Here is a 19,528-nt window from a genome sequence, read left to right on the forward strand (position 1 = left end):
TAGATGAATAATAGCAAATCCACCTCCACCAATATTGCCTGCTGCAGGATGAGTTACAGCTAAAGCATATCCAACAGCCACAGCTGCATCAATGGCATTACCACCTTTATCAAGAATTTCTTTACCTATCTTTGTAGCATATTGACTACTGCTAATTGCAAGACCATTGCCATTAATATCCTTAATAGGTGGATAGCTAGCTGCATTTAGTAAGTTTAGGGTTAGTAAGATGATTAGCAAAGTGCTTATTAAACTCATCGCTTTGTTGATTTTAATGGATTGGAAAGTCATGTAAATTTCCTTGTTGTGAGATACTGCATGATAGTGTTTTTTAAATATTAAGTCAATGTTAAGTATCTAAAAATTTTAATTAAAAATTTAAATACTTCTAATAATGTAACATTTGTTGATAGCATTTATTAATAGCGTAAATCACTATTGATGTTTATATTAAATTCTATTGAATCTCTTGGGGGTATAGGGAATATTTTTTCTTCCATAGATCGCAAGAATGTGATTACAGCATTATTATATTCATTAAATGGTGATGGTCTTACTATATACATATAATATAACTTACCAGAATTATCTACCTTTATTCTAACAGTAGTTCCGGTTGGAGTTTGTTGATAGAATCTATTTTTTTGCCATTCCAGCATTAGAATCTCTTGAATATCATCATACCATTTATCATATTTCTGCATATCATCTGGACTACTTGAAATATTTGCTTTTTCCACAGTAATCTTTATTTGGATTGCATCATTTACACTATTTTTAAATGTCTGACTAGTTTGTCTAAGTGCTTGAGCACTCTGCTTAATTGCATCTGCTTGACGCAACAAGGCTTCTGTTCTTTCTTTATCTCTTTGCTCCCTTTCTAATTTCTCTTGTTGCGCTTTTTGTCTTGCCTCTTCTTCTGCTTTTCTTTGTTTTTCTTCTTCAAGTGGGTTTTTGTTTTGTATTGTTTCTGATGGAATAAATGAAAATACATCAATTAGATTTGGCTCAATAGGCTTTTTGACTATTCTCTCTTGTGGTGTTGGAGTAGGCTCTGGATTTTCTTCAGTCTCTTCTGGTTTTGTTTGTTCTTCTTGTTGACTTTCTTTAGGATTTGAATCTATAACTTGAGATAATTCAATAGCCGAATCAATTTGAAAAATAAATTCAGATTCTGTGTTATATGTGTTAATATTTACTTGTTTGCGCACATGAAAAATTATGCTAATTAATATCATAATCATGAGTAAGTAAATAATAAAAGCCGCGACACCGCTCATAAAACAAAGCGGGAGACTCGAGTTAGTATGCACAATATTTGTTTGCATAGATGCTCCTAAACTATTGAGTTCCCAATGAAACCTTAGTGAATCCAGCATTTTTTAATTTAGCAAATACCGGCATAACATCACCATAATATAGTTGTTTGTCAGCATAAATATATACTGGCTTATTTCTGTCAAACTCGCCAGTTTGTAGGGAAAAATTCTCCAAGAATTCTGAGTATTCAAATGACTTAGTATCAACAAAAACAGTTTTTTCCTTATCAATTCTTACGGATAAAATATTATTTGGTTCTGCTTTGCTTGTTTTTGAGCCTTGAGGCAAGGTTATATCTTCCCTATATACAATAGCTGGAGTAGTAACCATTAATATAGATAATAATACTAACATAATGTCCACTAATGGAGTAATATTTAATTCTGGTTTTTCGTCAAGATGTAAATCGTTCATTACTAGCTCCTTTGGACACTCTGAATAGTCTTTTTAATAGTTATTTCTTGATTGTTGTCTTTAGCAGAGATTGCAATGTCAATTTGAGATTGTAAACAAACTCCAAGCACAGAAATATTACGTCTTAAAATCATATAAAAAGAATAAGCCGGAATCGCGCATAATATTCCCCAAGCAGTAGCTACAAGAGCCTTTGAGATGATTGGTGCAATTGCTTCGAATGTAGCTTGTCCATTAGATCCTAAATGCGAAAAAGCTTCAAGAATCTCTACAACAGTGCCAAATAACCCTATGAAGGGGGCAGTAGAGCTAACAATACTAAGGAATGTTAGCCCATTACTAGCGTTTCTTAGTAATTGTTCTTTCCATACATGCAGCATTTCTTTTGAGAGTATGTTGTGCCCATTTGCTCTTGTAAATACTGCACTTTGAGGAATGTTAATATCCTTTGATAGCAATAAATCTAGAGAATAAGATTCTCTATCTTGCATACCTCTGATGATAAACCATTTGTATATAAAAATCCAAAATGTAACAATCAAGTAGATTGAAAGCCACGCAATAACAATTAAAGTTATAATCCCGCTTGTTTCAAAAAAGCGAATAAACATTTCCATTTGTATTCCTACCAACAAAGCTATAAAATAAGAAGAATGTATAGCAACTCTGAATGCCAATATTGTATAATATGCTAATGTATTGCTAAAGATTCTAACAAAACTATAATTCTATCTTATTTTAATGATGTTTTGGTATTTTAAGAGTAAATCTTAGTAATGTATCTAGGTTGTATTGTGTTGCATAACAATACTTAAGTTTTAATACTGTATAGAATTCTATTAAAAATAGATGAGGTTAGAATGGAAGATAATATACAGATATCAGAAGTCTTTCTTATAATAATTGTATTGCTTTTCTTTTTTATCTTTATAAAAATTGTTTCTGTATGGAGCAAAAATCATAAACCATTTGATTCTAAAAATAAAGATTCTAATGAAGAAGACTTTAAACAATATGCACAAGATTCCAAACAAGATGTAGGAATTAATGCTAAACAAGATTATAAGTCTTATGAAGATTCACACGCTAATATTAGTAAAAAAGATAATGAAAGCAGAAAAAAGGCATATTATAAGGAGAAAGGAGATAAATATGAGATTCAAATTGGAAGACTTTTCCAAGGACAAGGCTATAAAGTTTATTTCAAGGGTATTAATGAAGGAAGAAGAGATAATGGTATTGATTTGATTGCATATAATGGCAAAGAAGTTGCGCTAATACAATGTAAAAATTGGGAGAGGACACAAGTAAAGCATGAACATTTAAGAATCTTTATGGGGGATTGCTCTTCGTATTTAGAAAAGAATCTAAATAAATTTAAGAATAAAGATGTTCGTAGGATTTTTGTAACAAGTTGTAAAAATCAAGATTATGCCTTGCAGAGATATATAGAGGAGAATGAAGTAGAATATATAGTGATTCCATATTCTTAGCTATTTAATCAATTTACTTTAATATATTGAACTAGGTTTATAAATTTGCTAAATTAGCATAAGTTTGGTTATTTATTAAGTAGTATAATTTATAATAATTATATTCAATATTTGCCAATTTACTTGATATTTTATTTTAGTAAAATAGGTATTTATTATATGAAATTATCTTTTTTTTGAATTTTAATTATTACTTAATTTCATATCATAAAGCATTTAATCTCATATTATTGTTTTGATTCTTATTTTTCTAATGATTGTGTTAGAATTAGCATTATTTTAGTAAGTAGAGCTATGAAAACATTAATGATAATTGCCATGATGGGTTGGGGGCTTGTGTGGCCGCTATCTAAGCTTATTGTTGAGATTTTAAATCCAGAACAAGCCTCTTGTATTCGCTTCATAATTGTTAGTATAAGCTTTATGCCCATTATGATATATCTTAGGATTCCATTTAAGATTCCAAAAATATCTATAATCCCAATTTGTTTAATGGGAATCTTTACTGCTATATACAATTATCTAATGTATATAGGATTGCAATATGGTGATGCAGGTAGTGCTGGTGTTATGACAGAGGTTTTACCTGTGATTATTGCAACATTCATCTGGAGCTTAATTCGTAAATCAAGTTTGCTCAAACGTGAAAAATGGGGATTAGCATTTGGTGTTTTATCTGGAGTTTTTCTTACTAATGTATTTGCAAATATACAAAATCTACTTACACCATTTAATAGTATATATCTTTTAGCTGCATTTTGCTGGGCTATATTAATGATTATCTCAAGATATGCCACAGAGTATATTTCTGTTATTACGCTTAGTTTTTATTCTAGTCTAATTACTGCAATATCTCTTATGCCTAGCTTTTTTTATTATGGTATTGATGGAGTATTGGAATCTGATTTTAGATTCTGGATTTCTATGATTGTTGTTGCTTTATTTTGCACTACATTTTCTACAGCTACTTATTATCGTGGATTGCAGGTGCTTGGTATAACACAAGGAGGAGTTTATGGTCTGCTTGTGCCTGTGTTCGCTTTGGGATTTTCATGGGTTTTGCTTGGTGAAATCCCACAATGGTATACAGTAGTTGGAGGATTTATTGCAATATTTGCTATTTATTTGATCAATTACTTAAATCCTAAGCATTTTAGTATATTAGAAAAATATTTGGGTAAATTTAAACCTTAGTCAATACTGTCTAAGACTACCTTAAGTTTATCAATCATCATATCTATATGCTCTTTTTGCACAATAAGAGGCGGAGCAAAACGCAAGCTATTATCACCAGCTGGTAAGATAATTAGCCCTTGTTCTAGGGCTTTAGAGATTATATCTGTGTTTTTATATTTTTCTATTATCCAAACCCCCTGTAATAATCCTAATCCCTGCCTTTTTGTTAGTATATCATATTGCTCTACTATGGAATCTAGTGCGTTAATTAGATATTCTGACATAGATTCTACATTGGCTAATATTTTTTCTTTCTGAAATATATCAAATACAGCATTTACTCCTGCACATACCAGAGGATTTCCGCCATAAGTTGTTCCATGGTCCCCTTCTGCAAGAGAGCTAGAAGCTACGCGCTCATTCACGCCAAAAGCCCCCACAGGAAGCCCACAGCCAAGTGCCTTTGCTGTGCTAAATATGTCTGGCTTGATTCCATAATGTTGCCATGCAAACATCTTGCCAGATCTCCCCATACCACATTGAATTTCATCAAGCACAAGCAATATATCATTTTCATCGCAAATTTTCCGAATCTTAACCAAGAAATCCTTTTTAGCTGGAGTAATTCCGCCTTCTCCTTGTATGGTTTCTAGGAATATGGCGCAAGTTTGAGAATCTATATTACGCTCAACACTTGCTATTTCGTTAAAATCAGCAAAATGAACACCATCTAGCAGGGGCTTGAATGGTTCTTGATATACAGGATTGCCTGTTAATGATAGTGCGCCTATGCTTCTACCATGAAAGCTATTTTTGAATGCTATGATATTGTGCTTATGATGCTTGTCTCGCAAAAAAGCATATTTCTTTGCAGCCTTTATTGCACCTTCATTTGCTTCCGTTCCTGAGTTTGTCCAAAATATTTTCTCTATCCCACTAGCTTCGCTAAGCTTTTTTGCTGCAGTGATTGCTGGGACATTGTAGTAAAGATTTGATGTGTGTAAAATTTTGTTTATTTGATTATATAGGGCTTCATTTAAATCCTTGTGTTGGTATCCTAGTGCGCAAACTGCTATACCTGCACCAAAGTCTAAATATTCATTATTGTCAATATCGTAAAGAAAAACACCATTACCCCTATCTATAATTAGTTTTCTATTGTATGTTTTTAGTAGCACTTTCTCTGCTTGTGCAATTAGCTCTGAATGATTAGAATCTTGTGTTTGTTGCATGATTATCCTTGTAGATTTCTGATTTATTGTTGATTTAAGCAATTGATAGAATTATAATTATTGCATAAATATACTTAAAAGAAAAAGAATTGGATTTCATAAATGCTAGTTTGCTTAGCTATTTGGTTTGTGTTGTATAAGTTTAACATATTAAACTTAACTCAATTATGTTAATCTTAGCTTATATAATTTTAACAATATGTAAAAAGCTTTAATATTGCGCTATTTTCCCTTATATTTGTAACTTAATTGTGCATAGAAGTTAGCCCCTTCTACTTGATAAAAGTCATAGTAGCGGTTGTTTGTTATATTATTAAAGCTAACTGATAAGTCTAAACCCATACGCCATGTATAACCAAGTTTTGCATTTAGGGTAAATTGAGAATCATAATAACCATAAGTGTAGCTAATAGGAGTTGAATTTGCATCATCATTATAAAATGGCGGTGTGTAATATGCCCATAGCGAAGCATAAAACCCATATTTTGGAATGTAGTTAAGTGAGATATTTAGCATATGTTTTGGCAGGCCTACAAGTTGCTTGCCCACAGATTGTGGTCTTGCTGCATTTTTTAAAATCACTGCATTTGTGAGAGTATAGTTTGCCTCAAGTGATAAGTCGCTTAAAAAAAGCGGAATAAGCATATTTAGCTCAATTCCATTAACACGTCCCTTACCCGCATTAATAAATCTCCATGGATCATTCATTTTGCCTGATCCTGAACGATAAATCATATCTTTCATTTCTAATTGATAGTAGTAAATAGAGCCTATTAGATATTTTGTATTTAACTCTGCTCCTATGTCAAAGCTTATTGCACTTTCTTTCTTTAGATCTGGATTTAATGCCCAAAAGTTGCTTGCATGTGTGAATTGATACATATCCCGTATTGTAGGCATTCTAAAGCCTGTTCCAATACTAGATTTTATAAGTAAAAAAGAAAATGGAAAATAGCTAACACTAAATTTAGGACTAAAGATAGATTCATAATTTTTTATGTCATTTTGAGTTGTGTTTGGCATTACAAGATTATTTATGATATAACCATTGAAATTGCGCCAATAATCATATCTAATTCCAAGGTTTGTATTGAAGTTGTCGAACCATTGTGCTTCCCAATTTGTATAAAATGAGCCTACAAAGGCTTGTTGACCAAATTTTATGCGATTGGTGGTGCGTGTGCTATTATCAAGCCAATTTGTCATATCTCGTTGAGCTTGGACATATCCATAGTAGCGAAATTGTATCCCTGAAGAAATTTTATGAGAATCAAAGACTTGAGTTTGATAGATAATATCTAAATAATTGCTAGTAGAATCTATGTCTTGTGTAGTGCCAGGACCACCATTTCTATCTCCACTACCTTGCAAGGCGTCTTGCCAAATGCTTAGTAAATTCATTGATTGAAGTGAAACCTTAAGTATAGAATCTTCAAAGCTATGTGTATAACTAAGAGTTCCATATATATGGGAATATCTACCTCTACCTCCAAGCCCTGAACCTACAAAATAGTCTTTGCCATCAATTAAATTTGTAGGCTTTCCAGTTTTTTGCTTACGTAAAAAGCTTATAGGATTCTTAAACTCATAATCATAGCTAGATAAGCCAATCATAGCACTTAGCATATCATTATCACTTATATCATATTCTGCTTTAATGCGTGTATCATAGATATTATAAGCTCTATCTCCACCTGTGCCAATGATAGTCTGTCCAGCCTTATCAATAATAAATCCAGTTACTGGAGTGCTTGCATTTGTAACTGTCGTAGAACCCTTAGCAAAATATGTAGGAAAGCTAGAATAGCCATCACTTCTTTTATAGCCAAAGTTAAACTTTAACCTTAGTCTTTTGTCCAGTAAAGAACCACCAATTAAGCCATAGAGCCTAACTACATTTTTATCTGCTACTCCCTTTTGTAACTCATTTCCATAGCCAATACTAGCCCTTACCTCAAATTCATTTGGCATGGCAGTAATAAAATGTATTACTCCACCAATAGCCCCTGTTCCATAGAGACTAGAATATGAACCTCTAGCAATTTCTACTCGCTCAACATCTTCTAAAAAGATTTGATTAATAATGCGATTTTCTCCCTCTAAATCGCTTAGTATTAAACCATCAAGCAAGATCAAAGTGCCATAATTGATACCACGAATTCTTATCTTTGGACGCGGATTAAACGATACGTCATTGTCAATCCTAACACCTGCTGATTTTTTAACAATATCTGAGATTTTTGTATTGGCTGTTTTACGTATTTTATTAGATTCTATAACCGATATATTGCCCGGAATATTTACCACATCACTTTTTAATGCGCTACCTGTTGCGACTACATTCTCTAAGGAATATTTTTGATTATTATTTATACTTAAATCTATTTCTACATCTTCTTGTGTATCGCCATTGACCGCAAGCATAATTTGGCAAAGAGCGAATGATAAAATAAATATTTTTTTCATATTTTTCCTTTACATTTTTTATACTTGTTAATTTTTTATAAAGTATTTATTCTATCAATTTTTATTGATATTTATTATAAAAATATTACTAATTACAACTTAAGTAATACCAAGCTTGACATATTGTGTTACAAATTTTCTGAATCTAAGGAAAACTATAAAATTAACGATAAAAATGCAGTTTAATTAATATATATGTGCATCGCACAATGTATAAGCTTTATGTTAGATAATGAGTAAAGCCATGTTTTAATTTTATGGCTAATGTATGTAGGTATTGAAGTAATTAAAGCAAGGATAAATGATAGTTAAGAGCTAAGTAACTTCTTTGCCATATCGGCAATTCTCTTGTTTGTTGCCACAGAGCTAAGCGATTTTGCCTCTGCCATAACTTTTCCTAAATCTTTTAAATCTTTTGCTTCTACTCTAGCTATAATGTCTCTTAAATTCGCATCTAATTGGACATCATCTATTTGCTTTGGCATATATTCCATAATTAAATTTATCTCATAGTTTTCTTTTTCTGCTAGGTCATCTCTATTAGCTTTTTGATAGCTCTCTCTAGCATCTTCCCTTTGTTTTAACGCGGTTTTTAGAATCCCCAAGCAATCTTCATCATTTAATTCAATACGTTTATCAATTTCAACTTGTTTCAAGGCAGAATGCAATGTGCGCAGTGCGTCTCTTTTTTTGGAATCTTTTGCTTTCATAGCTTCTTTAATATCATTTAAAATTCTATTTTTAATAGCAATTTCCATGCTCTTTTTCTCCTTATGATTTATTATTAGGAATGTAATTTGCTTGTATTATACAACTTTTACTAAAGGATTAGTTATGAAAAAGATAAATTTTACATGGTTTTTGCCATTATTGCTTACTAGTGTTTTACATAGCTATGAGCCAGAGATAGATATGAATCCACCAGACTATGTAAATGATATGCCATCAAAGGATTTTGTGCCAGAGTTTTCTAGACCTGGCTCCTTGTTTGGACAAGGAGAGAGACCATTATTTGCAGACAGGAGGGCTATGAGGGTTGATGATTTGATTACAGTCAAGGTTAAAGAAAATATTAATAATGACTTCAAGATAGATAAAAAATATAGTGGTAGTAGCGGAGGAAATATAACTCCGCCATTACTTACATATAATGGACAAGATTCTACACAACAAGCAAATACACAATATTTAAATGATCAAGTAAATTATACTCTTAGTAAGCCTAATAATGCAACTAGCTTCCAAGGAGGCGGCACTTATTCACAAGCGCAAAATCTTGCATTTACGCTTACTGCTAGGATTCTAAAGGTTATGGAAAATGGTAATTATTTTATCTATGGTAAGCAAGAAATGCTTGTTAATGGTGAAAAGCAAATTTTACAAATTAGTGGAGTTATACGACCCTACGATATTCAACGCGATAATACAATAGAATCTCAATATATATCAGATAGCAAGATTTCTCTAGTTAGTGTTGGCAAGATTTCAGACACTATAACAAAAAAGCCTACCACAGATTCAGTAGAATCAAGTTGGCCATATTAATTTAATCTTAACTTCATCAATTACCACATTAAGCGACCTCAATTAATACATTCTTGCTAATCCAATCCTTTATCTTAACATAATAGGCTAAGCCTATTCTTAATAGAGCCTTAATAATATTAAATTGCAACATAAGCATATAAAATCATCATGATAAATTTAATGCAACGTTGTATTAAATATGATAATATTGTTTAGTATTAAAATGTTAATAAAATTAATATTATTTCTAGGATTAACAATGAAAAATTACTGTATAATTACAATGTTTTGTGTTTCCCAAATACTTCATGCCAATCAAGATGATATAACATTAAGCTTAGATTCCAATACAGATGAAGTAAAATCGTATATAATTGATAATGTAATCGCAACTGGCTCTCCTATTGCAAGTGATATTTCTAAAATACCGGGCAATGTGTCCATAATCAATAAGCAAAACATTACGCAAATGCCAAATATGAAACCAGCAGATATTGTAAAAAGGCTAGCCGGTGTTTATGTGCAAAGAGATACTGGATTTAATCCTCGTCCATCAATTAGGATAAGAGGTATTAATTATGGCACATTAATAATGTTAGATGGCGTAATACTTAGTGATTTGGAGGGAGAGACTAGAATCTTAAATCAAATTTCGCTCTATGATGTTGAACGCGTGGAAGTGGCGCGCGGGGCGTTTTCTAGCCTCTATGGCACAAATGCTATTGGAGGTGTAATAAACTTTATCACTTCAATGCCAAATAAATTGCAATTAGAGGCTATTGCTGGATATGGTAGTGAATTTCAAAAAAACACTGCTAATAGAAATGTCCTAAGATTTTATGGTAGCGTTGGTAATGCGTTTTTGGATAAAAAATTGCGAACGAAGATAAGTGTTGGGATTAATAGCGATGGAGGTTATCCAAATTTCCCAGCAGTTTATGGTGGCAATAATGGCAGCAATTTGATGGGCTCGTTTGTAGATAAGGTAGGTAGGAGAATAATAGGAGATGGTGGTAGGAGAGATACTATTATATGGGATACTAGAGCAAAGATTGAATACGATATAGGTGATACATCTATGCTTAGTAGCATGTTTAGCATATCTAATCATAGCTATGATTATAAGGACTTTACAAGCTATCTAAAAGATGGACACAATATTATTAATACAGACAAAGACTATTTTGTAGGATCTGGGTTTGGAGGATATGGGAGTTATACACACATAATTGGCAATGTCTCATATAGTTCCGAGTTTGATGAAGCTTTTTTCAAGGTTTCATTATCTTCAGTAAATCTATTAAGCTTTTGGCAGGATGCAGATTTGACTAAAGGTGGCAATAGATTTGGTGGTCCTGGCACAACTCAAGATATAAATACTTCTAGTAATTACTTGGACTTTCTCTATAATTTCTCTATAAACAATATACATTCAATATCAACAGCCTTGCAATTTCGTTATTACTATTTAATCCAAGAAAATTACAGCCTTACAGATTGGAGGAAAGATACTAATCTGATTGGCATACCAATTTTGCCTAAACGAGAAGGAGAATCTTTTCGTGCTTATGGTTCTCAAGCAATAGTTGCATCAGGGTATGTGAATCTAGATTCAAATTGGATGGACAATCTTTCTACAAGTTTTGGATTGAGGTATGACTATTGGCAGAATTTTGAATCATTTTCAAAGGGGACTTCATCTAGTGCCAGTAGTCAAAATCAAAAGCCATTACAAACCCAGCAATTTAGCCCCAAGGCTTCAATAAACTATAATATTACATCTTATTGGCTTATGAAAGCAAGTGTCGGTTCTGGGTTTAGAATGCCAACACTTCGCGAGATATTTCCACTCAATGCAGGAGAATTCAGATCTAATACAGACCTAAAGCCAGAGGTTGGATTGAGTTTTGAGTTTGGTACTGAATTGCAAAGTAAATATGCTAACTTAAGTTTGTATTACTTTCAAACTGAACTCTTCGATATGATATATAGATCTGGCAGTGGTATAACAGTTAATGATCCTGGGATCTTCAAAAATGCGGGCTATGGCAGGATTAATGGAGTAGAGGTAAGTGCTATTATTCCAATATATGATTTTGGAACTTGGGGATCTTTAAGTCTTGAGGGTAATTATACACTAACAAACTCTAAAATTATAAAAAACAGCGCAGATCCTAGTAGCATAGGTAAGTATCTCCCAGATATTCCTATACATATGGGTAATGTTGCTTTGCATTTATCTTCTGCGAAAACACTTGATTATATTGGAAAAACAAATAATGATACAAATTATATAGGCGGGGTATATGCTAGTTTATGGGCACATTTTGCTTCAGAGTTTTTTAATGATTCTAGGAATTCTCCTGTGCTTTCTAATACATTTGGATATTATGAAGCGCAATTTAGCCTAAATGCAAAATTAGGATATATTTTTGATAGAGGTTTTGATATATCAATGCAATTTTTAAATATTACAAATAACCGTTATTATGATTTCTATATTGTGCAGGGAGCAAGCTTTTATGCACAGCTACGTTATAAATGGAATGTAAAATAGCTTATTATTGGCATTTATCTTTGATTTTTCAAAGCTTTGGATTTATAGTTTCTTTATGTTATTCTTTTAAATTGGTAGAGCATATTGCTTTATATGATATATATGCTATATTGTGGGTTATAAATCAGGTGCCAATTTGTTTATTTAAGGAAAGTTATGGGTATTTTTAATATTTACATACCAGATATTATTGCAACTAAACGTTATATGGAAGCTTCTTCCATACAAACTACTGATGTTGATAAAATAGATAGTTCAGATTTAGAAAATCCAAATATGAAAGTTTCAAACATAAGCATTATAAGAAATAGTGGGGGGGGGGGGGTAATATCCCTATTTGATATTATAGATATTAAGCCTTCTAAGAGATTTATAACAAGACTTTCTAGAAAGATAAGACAATTCTTCGCAGTTGCAGTATGTAGAATCAAATTATCTTTTATCAATCAAGACATACTAACTTGGGTGCGTTCAAAAGAATTTCAGGAAAAATATATCAATACAAATCATCCTTATCCACCGCTATTAAATCCGCGAACTGCGAGATATTCTAAGATTCCAGCTCTATTGGCTTGGGAGCTTAATTTGCCTTTGCCTAGCGGTTATGGTTTTATATTCCTTGCTATACATGGCTGTGGAGCAGGGGCTATGCAAGTCTTCTTAGAGGAATGCAATATTGCTACAAATTCCAGATTCGATTCTGATAGGGATATTTATTTTACACATTTTAAAAATTTAGTTTTTAGAAGAGATAAATATATTGCCATATGGGCTAGGGCATATAACTTTGAATCCTCAAAATTATATTATCTACTTGATAGCAATGTGCCAGCTATATGTGTGGTGCGCGATCCAATTTCTCTTATAAAACCGCTAATCAATCATCTTGGCAACAAAGGATTTGATAGGATTCCAGTCATTAATTTAGGAGATAATTATGAAGATGTTATTTTGCCTGCAGAATATTACTATGCTAGTAAAAATGATATTTACACACCATCGCTAGATAGACTTCCTGATGTGCTATCTAGTATGAAAAATAGCCAACATACTCTAAGAATACGAATAGAACTATTATCAAAAAATTTAACCAATATACACTACATCCCATTTGAAGATATTGGAACTAGTAAAGCCTTTGATACACTTTATGCATTGTCTAAGAAATATGGCTTTGATTCTCCAAAGCGAAGAGAAGTTTTTGAAACCAAGATAAATGGCTCTAATAGAAGCCCATTATTTCCTTTTACACTAGTATGCGATAAGAATTCAAATATAGAACTCATTGTATTAAGAGTATGTGATAATAAAATTCTAGATTCTGTATATGTGGATATGACATCAATTTTATATGATGGTTTTAATCCTTATGGTATTAGAATTATTGCAAAGAAAGATGTATATGATGCATTGCAATTTAAGCTAGACTTGCTAAAAGATATATCTAAATATATAGATGGTTATATTCAGGCATTAATTAGAATAGATGAAATTGAAATGAAAAAGCAGTTTAACGAAGAAGACATTATTGAATATTTAAAAAGCAATATCAACTTAGCTAGGGAGTTTAAGATTGCTTTTGATTTAGAGTATGCAGATGTTAAGTCTCGCAGAGCCGACATTGTGGAAAAATGGGCTTATTATCAAGAATTTGAAAAAATATGTTAAAATCATTTATACTCTCATAAGCAAATTAAGGATTATGTTATGAAGGTTATTGATACTAGAAGTATGAATTCTCCAAGTAAAAAATTATTACAAAAAAAGGCTTGCATGTATCTATCTCAAGCTAAATTTAAAGAAGCATTCGCTTTGTTTGAGCAAGCCTTTTGGTTAGATACTAGTGATTTGGATTCAAGGATTGGACTTTATTTATCTGATGTGGGACTTGATTTTGGCTCGGAGGCAATGGGCATTTATGAGTTTTATCAGAGCTCTTTAGCCTATGAGCCAAGATCCAATAGGAGACGAGTGCAAAAGATGATATTGCAACTAATTAGTGCATTTGACAATAAAACTCATCATCTATCTCAAACTATGCAAGATAGTAAAAAGGCAATGATGGAGAGTTATGATGCAATTAATTATAGCGATATTAAAGAGGCATTAAATACAAAGGACTTCAAGGAAGTGTATAGTAGCCTTTGCTTCAATACAAAGATAATATTTACCCATAAAGGTGATTTTTATGAGTTTTTGTCATTGTTGATTGAGAATGATTATTTGGATATATCACTTAGCTATATTGATTCCTTACCACGCTATGATATGGATATTATTCCTATTATAGAGCAGGCTAGTAAGAAGATTAATGGCAGACTATCTAAGAAAATTAAAAAGAACTCAAACACTGATAATTTTGCTGATGGGAATGCAAATAAAAATAATATTAATAATTATATAATTGATGCTAACTCAAAGAAAAAGTATGAATGAGTATATCAATTATAAAGATACTAATTTTGTAGACATCATAGATGATACTCGACTATTAAATCTTAGCAAAGATTCTAATGATTATCTCTTTTTGCAAACACCACAAAATGAGCAATTTGTTCATACTTTACCCGCATATATCAGAGTTATACAAAGAGATTCATTACATAGTTATTTTAATACCGACATTAAGATAATTGGTGTTACAGGCACAAATGGTAAGACTACAACCACAGCAGCGATATATTCATTGCTATTAGATAGTGGCTGTAGCGTTGCATTGCTTGGGACTAGGGGCATGTTTATTAATGGAAAACGCATTAAGCCAAAGGGATTAACCACACCTACATTATTAGAGTTATATAAAGATATAGATATTGCTGTTAAGGCTGGTTGCGAATATTTCATCATGGAGGTAAGCTCACATGCGATTAAGCAAGAAAGGATCTATGGTCTTAGATTCTTTATGAAGATTATTACTAATATTACTAGCGATCATTTGGATTATCATAAAACTTGGGAGGATTATGCAGAGACTAAGATAAGATTTTTGCGAGATCAGGAATGTATAAAGATTATTAATCTTGATGATAGCAGTGTAGCTAATATGAGATTCCTAAAGAATGTATTTAGTTATGGTGTGGAATCTAAAGGTAATTTATTTGTTAATGCTTATTCTTTAAATCAAGGAATCTTTGCTGGTATTATGCTTGTTTTGCCTCAATTAATAAAGCAAAAATCCATAGATTCTAAAACTCTTGGAAAATCTATGCAGAATTCTAGCTCACACGCGAAGACCCAAGAAGCAACCCTGAATATTGGTTTGTTTGGTTTATTTAATTTATATAACTCCCTTGCAGCATTGCTAGCAGTAAAGCTTATTACCAAAGCTTCATTGCAAAATGTATGTAATCTATTTGAGAACTTTGGTGGAGTAGAAGGTCGCATGGAGGTTATAAGCACAGATCCGCTTATAATTATAGATTTCGCACATACCACAGATGGAATGAAGCAAGTTTTTGAGAGTTTTAAAACAAGGAATATTAGTGTTGTTTTTGGGGCAGGAGGAGATAGAGATAAGAGCAAGCGGGCTAAAATGGGCGAATGCGCTGCAATATATGCCAAGAGGATATATATAACTAATGATAATCCCAGAGGCGAAGATCCAAATCAAATAGCTAAAGAAATATTAGCTGGTGTGCGGTCTAGAATTGCTACACAATATGGGTTATCAGATTCTGGGCTTGATTCTAATATGGATTATATTGCTTGTAGTAGAATCTTTGCTAAAGTTATTTTAGATAGGAAAGATGCAATATCCTTAGCTATAAAAGAAATGCCTAAAGATTATGTGTTGCTAGTTTTAGGCAAAGGTGATGAAGATGTGCAAATATTTAAAGATAATAAAATTCCATTTAGCGACAAGAAATGTGTGCTTGAGGTTCTAAATAACATATAGAATGCAAATTTTTGTTTGTGTTGAATAGATATTTGTTTTTATGTATTTATGTTTGGACTATTAAGGAATCTGAAATAACAAAGGATCTATATAAGTTTACTGCTCAAAGCCCTATCTAAAGAGTCTAAAATAGATCAATAAAGCTACATTTATTCTTATGACACCATCCTCACGAGTAAATGTGAGAGTTTCTGGTATCAACAAATCTAAAATTTTCCTCTAAGAATTGATGCCTAACTCTAAATATATTTAAACTTTCATTACTCAAAATACATTTAAATAACTCAACATTAAAAATTAACATTTTTTAAAGACCTATATTCACATAGCAAGCTAGTGGACTTTACGGCTAGATTTGGCATAGTAATATTGCAAAAGCACCAAATAGCATATAAATTTTCATATTTGTAAATATTTATCAAACCATAGTAAGAAAACTCTCACCTCTTAGTTGGGAGATGAATTGGTTATCGCCGATTAGGCATCATTTCTTATTTTTAAAAATTTTTGGCATTAAAATATATCAAGTTATTTTAGACATAGTTATGCTATGGAGATAATAATATGACACGAATTAGCATAATGGCAAATTCTTTGTGAAAGTGAATCCACAATACACAATAAAACTTGTAATGTTTATTGAAATATCAAAGATAATTTCACGCTAAAAGATAGAGAATATATTTGTGAATCTTGTGGCAATATAGTCCATATAGATAAATGCAAGTCTTAATATCTTAGATTGTGGATTAGATTCGTTTGGGTTAGGAATTAGCCACTTGACTATAAACAAAAAGCCTTATCAGTATTTAAGAACACATAAGAATACTTGAACTTAGTTTTTTGCTTCCACAACTTTTAAATGGGGGGGGGGGGGTAATTCACTCTGGAGAATTAATCTTTTCATCATCTATTGTAAAATCTAAGAATTCAGACTCAAAGCCATAATTCTCAAATCCATGATTTGATATAGTATTATAGTGTTGTGCTGCTGCATTATAGTTTTGCGCCTCTTGATATAACAATCCTAGCGCATATCTAGTCTCATGGTTGATATTAGAATCCATCTTGGATAATTGCAAAAGTAGGCTTGCTGCATTTTTTTGTCCTGCTCCGATTGCAGCTACTGCACCCATATAGCGCGTAATGCTATCATCCTCTTTTAGCGTATTAATCAGCCTGTCATATATAGTATAACTTTCCTCAAAATTATGCAAGTAAATATTTAACAATCCCAATGCTTGTAACAAGCCATTTGGATTCTTTGATTGAGTGCTTAGTTTATAATTTAGCAACTCTTTTTGTTTTTCTAGATTTCCTGTTATGAATCCAACATAAATATACAGCTCTCTAGCTAAGTTTGGACCATAGAATACATTGTCTAAATTTATATTTTTCTCTCTAAATATATATTGCATATTCAGTGCAGAGTTTTTTATATTTGTTCCATAATTTCTAGCTAAATCATAGAGTAGATTTGATACTACATCATCTGGCTGTTTTTTCTTTAGCTGCTCAAAACCAGTTAAGATATTTTTTATATCTCTTAAGCGCATAGCACTAATAGATTGAAAGGCAAAAAATAGAGGTCTGGTTTCATTGGGATCAGGAATATAGACTCCAACCTTTTTTGGGTCATTGCTCCAATCCCTTAGTTTAATATATAATTCCAATTCATTTTGTGGGATTTTGCTATCTGCTATGCTTTGTGCTATGTTTGCTTTGAGCATGCTAATGTCTTTATAGATTAGATTGCCTGTTATTATGGCAAATACTCCAGCCCTTAAATCTGTCATATCTAAATGATATGCTTTTAAAAAATGTTTATGTGCTTGAGAGAAATCTCCCATCTGGGCATAAATTAATCCTGTGTCATAATGTAGAATAGCATGACTTGGGTTTTTTTCTGTTAGTCCATTTAGCAGTTTGATTGCCTGTCTTAGATTATTTTTGTTAATTTGACTTAGTGCTTCTGCAATATTTACATTTATATTAGATATAGTAGCACCTCTAATAAGAACAGAGTGAGTTTCTTCAAGATTGTTTGCATTAATCTTTGAATTTAACACCCCTTCAGAAATAATTCCTAATGCTTCAGATATATCAAATACTCGATATGGAGAGTAGTAGAAGAGAATCTTGCTTGTTAATAAGTTTGTTTGTTCAAATGTCCGATTCCAAAATTGTTGTTGTGCAATTTCAACGTCAAATATGCTTGGATTCACACGAGTTTTGATTGGATATGGATTTGCTATTGATGATTCCTTTTGAGCTGTTTCGAATTCACTAATAAGACGTGCCGCTTCTATAAAGTCCCCTAGCTTTAAACTAATAATTTGTAAAGCCATTCTTCCATTCCAATCATCTGGATATTGACTTAGATATGAAAATATATGTCCTCGCGCTTCACTTAATTTTCCTTGTCTAGCTAGAAGTAGTCCTAAGGCTAACTCATCTTGCTTCTCACCAATTTCTTTGAGATTATTATACGCATTTACATTGTCATTAAAGACTGTGTATAACTTTGCTGCTAGCCTTTTTGTGTCCTTAATGAAGTTTTTATCATCATTGTTAAGTGGAGATAAAGCTTCAAAATATTGTCCTTGATAGTATTGATTTAGCGCGTAAGAATATGCATAGGGCGGTAAATTGCTAACTTGATTAGCATATGTATTTGCTATATTAATATAGTATTGATATCTATTCATGTCTCCAATGTGAAATGCACTAACTGCAGCATTTATTGCACTTAATGGTATATCTTCGCCTGCTTGTATTGCACTGTCATAGTATTGAATGCTTTTTTCATATTCGTGCGATCTTGCATTTATTACGCCTAAGTTGTAATTAGCAATTGCCTTTGAGTAGCTCGCGACATGGTTGAATAATCTTAATGCTTCCTCTTTATTCCCTGTCTTATACATAAGATCTGCTTTTTTTATTATAGTTTCTAGATTCTTATCATCAATTATTGGAGGTTTAGTTGTTACCTTGACATCTGGAATTGAAATATCATTTATAGATGAGTTGGCATTGTTGTTGTTTATAGGGCTATTAACATCAGATGCTTCATTCTTATTTCCCTGACTTGCATCAGATTGTGTTTGAGAAGCTATAGCTTCACTATCGTTATCATGTTTTGGTTTGAATGCAATCATAAATAAAACTATAATTATGGCAATAAATAAAATGGAAGCTAAAACAAGTAAAACTCTCTTTGTGGTAATTCCAAGCTTGTCATCTAATATTCTAATTAATGGTAAATCTCTAACATTTTCTCTTGTAAAGTTTTCCAAAGGAGTAAACCAAGACATAAGCTTGCTAAACTTATTATTTTTGGACTTTGATGCTTCTGTATCTTGTGTATCATCTTGTTCATTCGAGTTTGTAGGCTTTTCCTTTTCTTCTGCCATTTTACTTCCTAAAGATTATGATGTTTGGATTCAAG

At 31.9% G+C, this 19,528-nt stretch carries 15 protein-coding genes; 7 read left to right on the forward strand and 8 right to left on the reverse strand.

Features of this window, described 5'->3' with window-relative positions:
• From LS73_RS07095 to LS73_RS07110, 4 genes are all read right to left on the reverse strand, one after another.
• Positions 1-258 (reverse strand): gamma-glutamyltransferase (locus LS73_RS07095; RefSeq protein ID WP_201273579.1); only part of this gene is annotated, 258 nt, incomplete at its 3' end.
• Between the two features lie 161 nt (positions 259-419).
• Positions 420-1,328 (reverse strand): TonB C-terminal domain-containing protein, encoded by a 909-nt coding sequence (locus LS73_RS07100; protein ID WP_034558549.1) that lies wholly within the window; start codon positions 1,326-1,328, stop codon positions 420-422.
• A gap of 13 nt (positions 1,329-1,341) precedes the next feature.
• Positions 1,342-1,734 (reverse strand): biopolymer transporter ExbD, encoded by a 393-nt coding sequence (locus LS73_RS07105; protein ID WP_034558548.1) that lies wholly within the window; start codon positions 1,732-1,734, stop codon positions 1,342-1,344.
• A gap of 2 nt (positions 1,735-1,736) precedes the next feature.
• Complete coding sequence (locus tag LS73_RS07110) at positions 1,737-2,351, reverse strand: MotA/TolQ/ExbB proton channel family protein (RefSeq protein WP_034558547.1); 615 nt, start codon at positions 2,349-2,351, stop codon at positions 1,737-1,739.
• A gap of 243 nt (positions 2,352-2,594) precedes the next feature.
• Here LS73_RS07110 and LS73_RS07115 point away from each other — a divergent pair, with 243 nt between their 5' ends.
• Together LS73_RS07115 and LS73_RS07120 are read left to right on the forward strand one after the other, a co-directional pair.
• Positions 2,595-3,227 carry a restriction endonuclease gene (locus LS73_RS07115; RefSeq protein ID WP_081955618.1) on the forward strand — a complete coding sequence of 211 codons (633 nt, stop codon included), beginning with the start codon at positions 2,595-2,597 and terminating at the stop codon, positions 3,225-3,227.
• Positions 3,228-3,521: 294 nt separating this feature from the next.
• Complete coding sequence (locus tag LS73_RS07120) at positions 3,522-4,421, forward strand: DMT family transporter (protein ID WP_034558546.1); 900 nt, start codon at positions 3,522-3,524, stop codon at positions 4,419-4,421.
• Here the strand turns inward: LS73_RS07120 and LS73_RS07125 are convergent.
• The 3 genes from LS73_RS07125 to LS73_RS07135 form a co-directional block, all read right to left on the reverse strand.
• Positions 4,418-5,635 (reverse strand): aspartate aminotransferase family protein, encoded by a 1,218-nt coding sequence (locus tag LS73_RS07125; protein ID WP_052089799.1) that lies wholly within the window; start codon positions 5,633-5,635, stop codon positions 4,418-4,420. The genes LS73_RS07120 and LS73_RS07125 overlap by 4 nt on opposite strands.
• Positions 5,636-5,857: 222 nt before the next feature.
• Positions 5,858-8,101, reverse strand: coding sequence for a TonB-dependent receptor (locus LS73_RS07130; RefSeq protein ID WP_034558545.1), 2,244 nt, complete (start codon positions 8,099-8,101; stop codon positions 5,858-5,860).
• 308 nt (positions 8,102-8,409) lie between these two features.
• Positions 8,410-8,859, reverse strand: coding sequence for a GatB/YqeY domain-containing protein (locus LS73_RS07135; protein ID WP_233708800.1), 450 nt, complete (start codon positions 8,857-8,859; stop codon positions 8,410-8,412).
• Between the two features lie 76 nt (positions 8,860-8,935).
• Between LS73_RS07135 and flgH the strand changes: the two genes are divergently transcribed.
• The 5 genes from flgH (at position 8,936) to LS73_RS07160 (ending at position 16,080) form a co-directional block, all read left to right on the forward strand.
• Entirely contained in the window at positions 8,936-9,646 is a 711-nt protein-coding gene (gene flgH / locus LS73_RS07140; protein ID WP_034558542.1) for a flagellar basal body L-ring protein FlgH, read from the forward strand.
• Between the two features lie 241 nt (positions 9,647-9,887).
• Positions 9,888-12,185, forward strand: coding sequence for a TonB-dependent receptor (locus LS73_RS07145; protein WP_158654942.1), 2,298 nt, complete (start codon positions 9,888-9,890; stop codon positions 12,183-12,185).
• Between the two features lie 156 nt (positions 12,186-12,341).
• Entirely contained in the window at positions 12,342-13,853 is a 1,512-nt protein-coding gene (locus LS73_RS07150; RefSeq protein ID WP_104692201.1) for a DUF2972 domain-containing protein, read from the forward strand.
• Between the two features lie 39 nt (positions 13,854-13,892).
• On the forward strand, positions 13,893-14,621 hold the full coding sequence (locus tag LS73_RS07155; RefSeq protein WP_174887588.1) for a hypothetical protein: 729 nt from the start codon (positions 13,893-13,895) through the stop codon (positions 14,619-14,621).
• Entirely contained in the window at positions 14,614-16,080 is a 1,467-nt protein-coding gene (locus LS73_RS07160) for a UDP-N-acetylmuramoyl-L-alanyl-D-glutamate--2,6-diaminopimelate ligase (protein WP_034558552.1), read from the forward strand. The genes LS73_RS07155 and LS73_RS07160 overlap by 8 nt, the downstream gene beginning before the upstream one ends.
• An 881-nt stretch (positions 16,081-16,961) precedes the next feature.
• Here LS73_RS07160 and LS73_RS07165 read toward each other — a convergent pair.
• A complete protein-coding gene (locus tag LS73_RS07165; protein WP_104692200.1) occupies positions 16,962-19,493 on the reverse strand; it encodes a tetratricopeptide repeat protein in 2,532 nt (843 codons plus the stop codon).
• Positions 19,494-19,528 lie beyond the last annotated feature (35 nt).

It is taken from the genome of Helicobacter muridarum (assembly GCF_000765805.2).
Lineage (GTDB): Bacteria > Campylobacterota > Campylobacteria > Campylobacterales > Helicobacteraceae > Helicobacter_A > Helicobacter_A muridarum.

Excerpts from the sequence above, each read along its gene's own strand:
- flgH (WP_034558542.1), top strand. The coding sequence starts at position 8,936 with ATGAAAAAGATAAATTTTACATGGTTTTTGCCATTATTGCTTACTAGT.
- LS73_RS07115 (WP_081955618.1), top strand. The coding sequence starts at position 2,595 with ATGGAAGATAATATACAGATATCAGAAGTCTTTCTTATAATAATTGTA.
- LS73_RS07145 (WP_158654942.1), top strand. The coding sequence starts at position 9,888 with ATGAAAAATTACTGTATAATTACAATGTTTTGTGTTTCCCAAATACTT.
- LS73_RS07120 (WP_034558546.1), top strand. The coding sequence starts at position 3,522 with ATGAAAACATTAATGATAATTGCCATGATGGGTTGGGGGCTTGTGTGG.
- LS73_RS07130 (WP_034558545.1), bottom strand. The coding sequence starts at position 8,101 with ATGAAAAAAATATTTATTTTATCATTCGCTCTTTGCCAAATTATGCTT.
- LS73_RS07110 (WP_034558547.1), bottom strand. The coding sequence starts at position 2,351 with ATGGAAATGTTTATTCGCTTTTTTGAAACAAGCGGGATTATAACTTTA.
- LS73_RS07165 (WP_104692200.1), bottom strand. The coding sequence starts at position 19,493 with ATGGCAGAAGAAAAGGAAAAGCCTACAAACTCGAATGAACAAGATGAT.
- LS73_RS07155 (WP_174887588.1), top strand. The coding sequence starts at position 13,893 with ATGAAGGTTATTGATACTAGAAGTATGAATTCTCCAAGTAAAAAATTA.
- LS73_RS07105 (WP_034558548.1), bottom strand. The coding sequence starts at position 1,734 with ATGAACGATTTACATCTTGACGAAAAACCAGAATTAAATATTACTCCA.
- LS73_RS07100 (WP_034558549.1), bottom strand. The coding sequence starts at position 1,328 with ATGCAAACAAATATTGTGCATACTAACTCGAGTCTCCCGCTTTGTTTT.
- LS73_RS07135 (WP_233708800.1), bottom strand. The coding sequence starts at position 8,859 with ATGGAAATTGCTATTAAAAATAGAATTTTAAATGATATTAAAGAAGCT.
- LS73_RS07125 (WP_052089799.1), bottom strand. The coding sequence starts at position 5,635 with ATGCAACAAACACAAGATTCTAATCATTCAGAGCTAATTGCACAAGCA.
- LS73_RS07150 (WP_104692201.1), top strand. The coding sequence starts at position 12,342 with ATGGGTATTTTTAATATTTACATACCAGATATTATTGCAACTAAACGT.
- LS73_RS07160 (WP_034558552.1), top strand. The coding sequence starts at position 14,614 with ATGAATGAGTATATCAATTATAAAGATACTAATTTTGTAGACATCATA.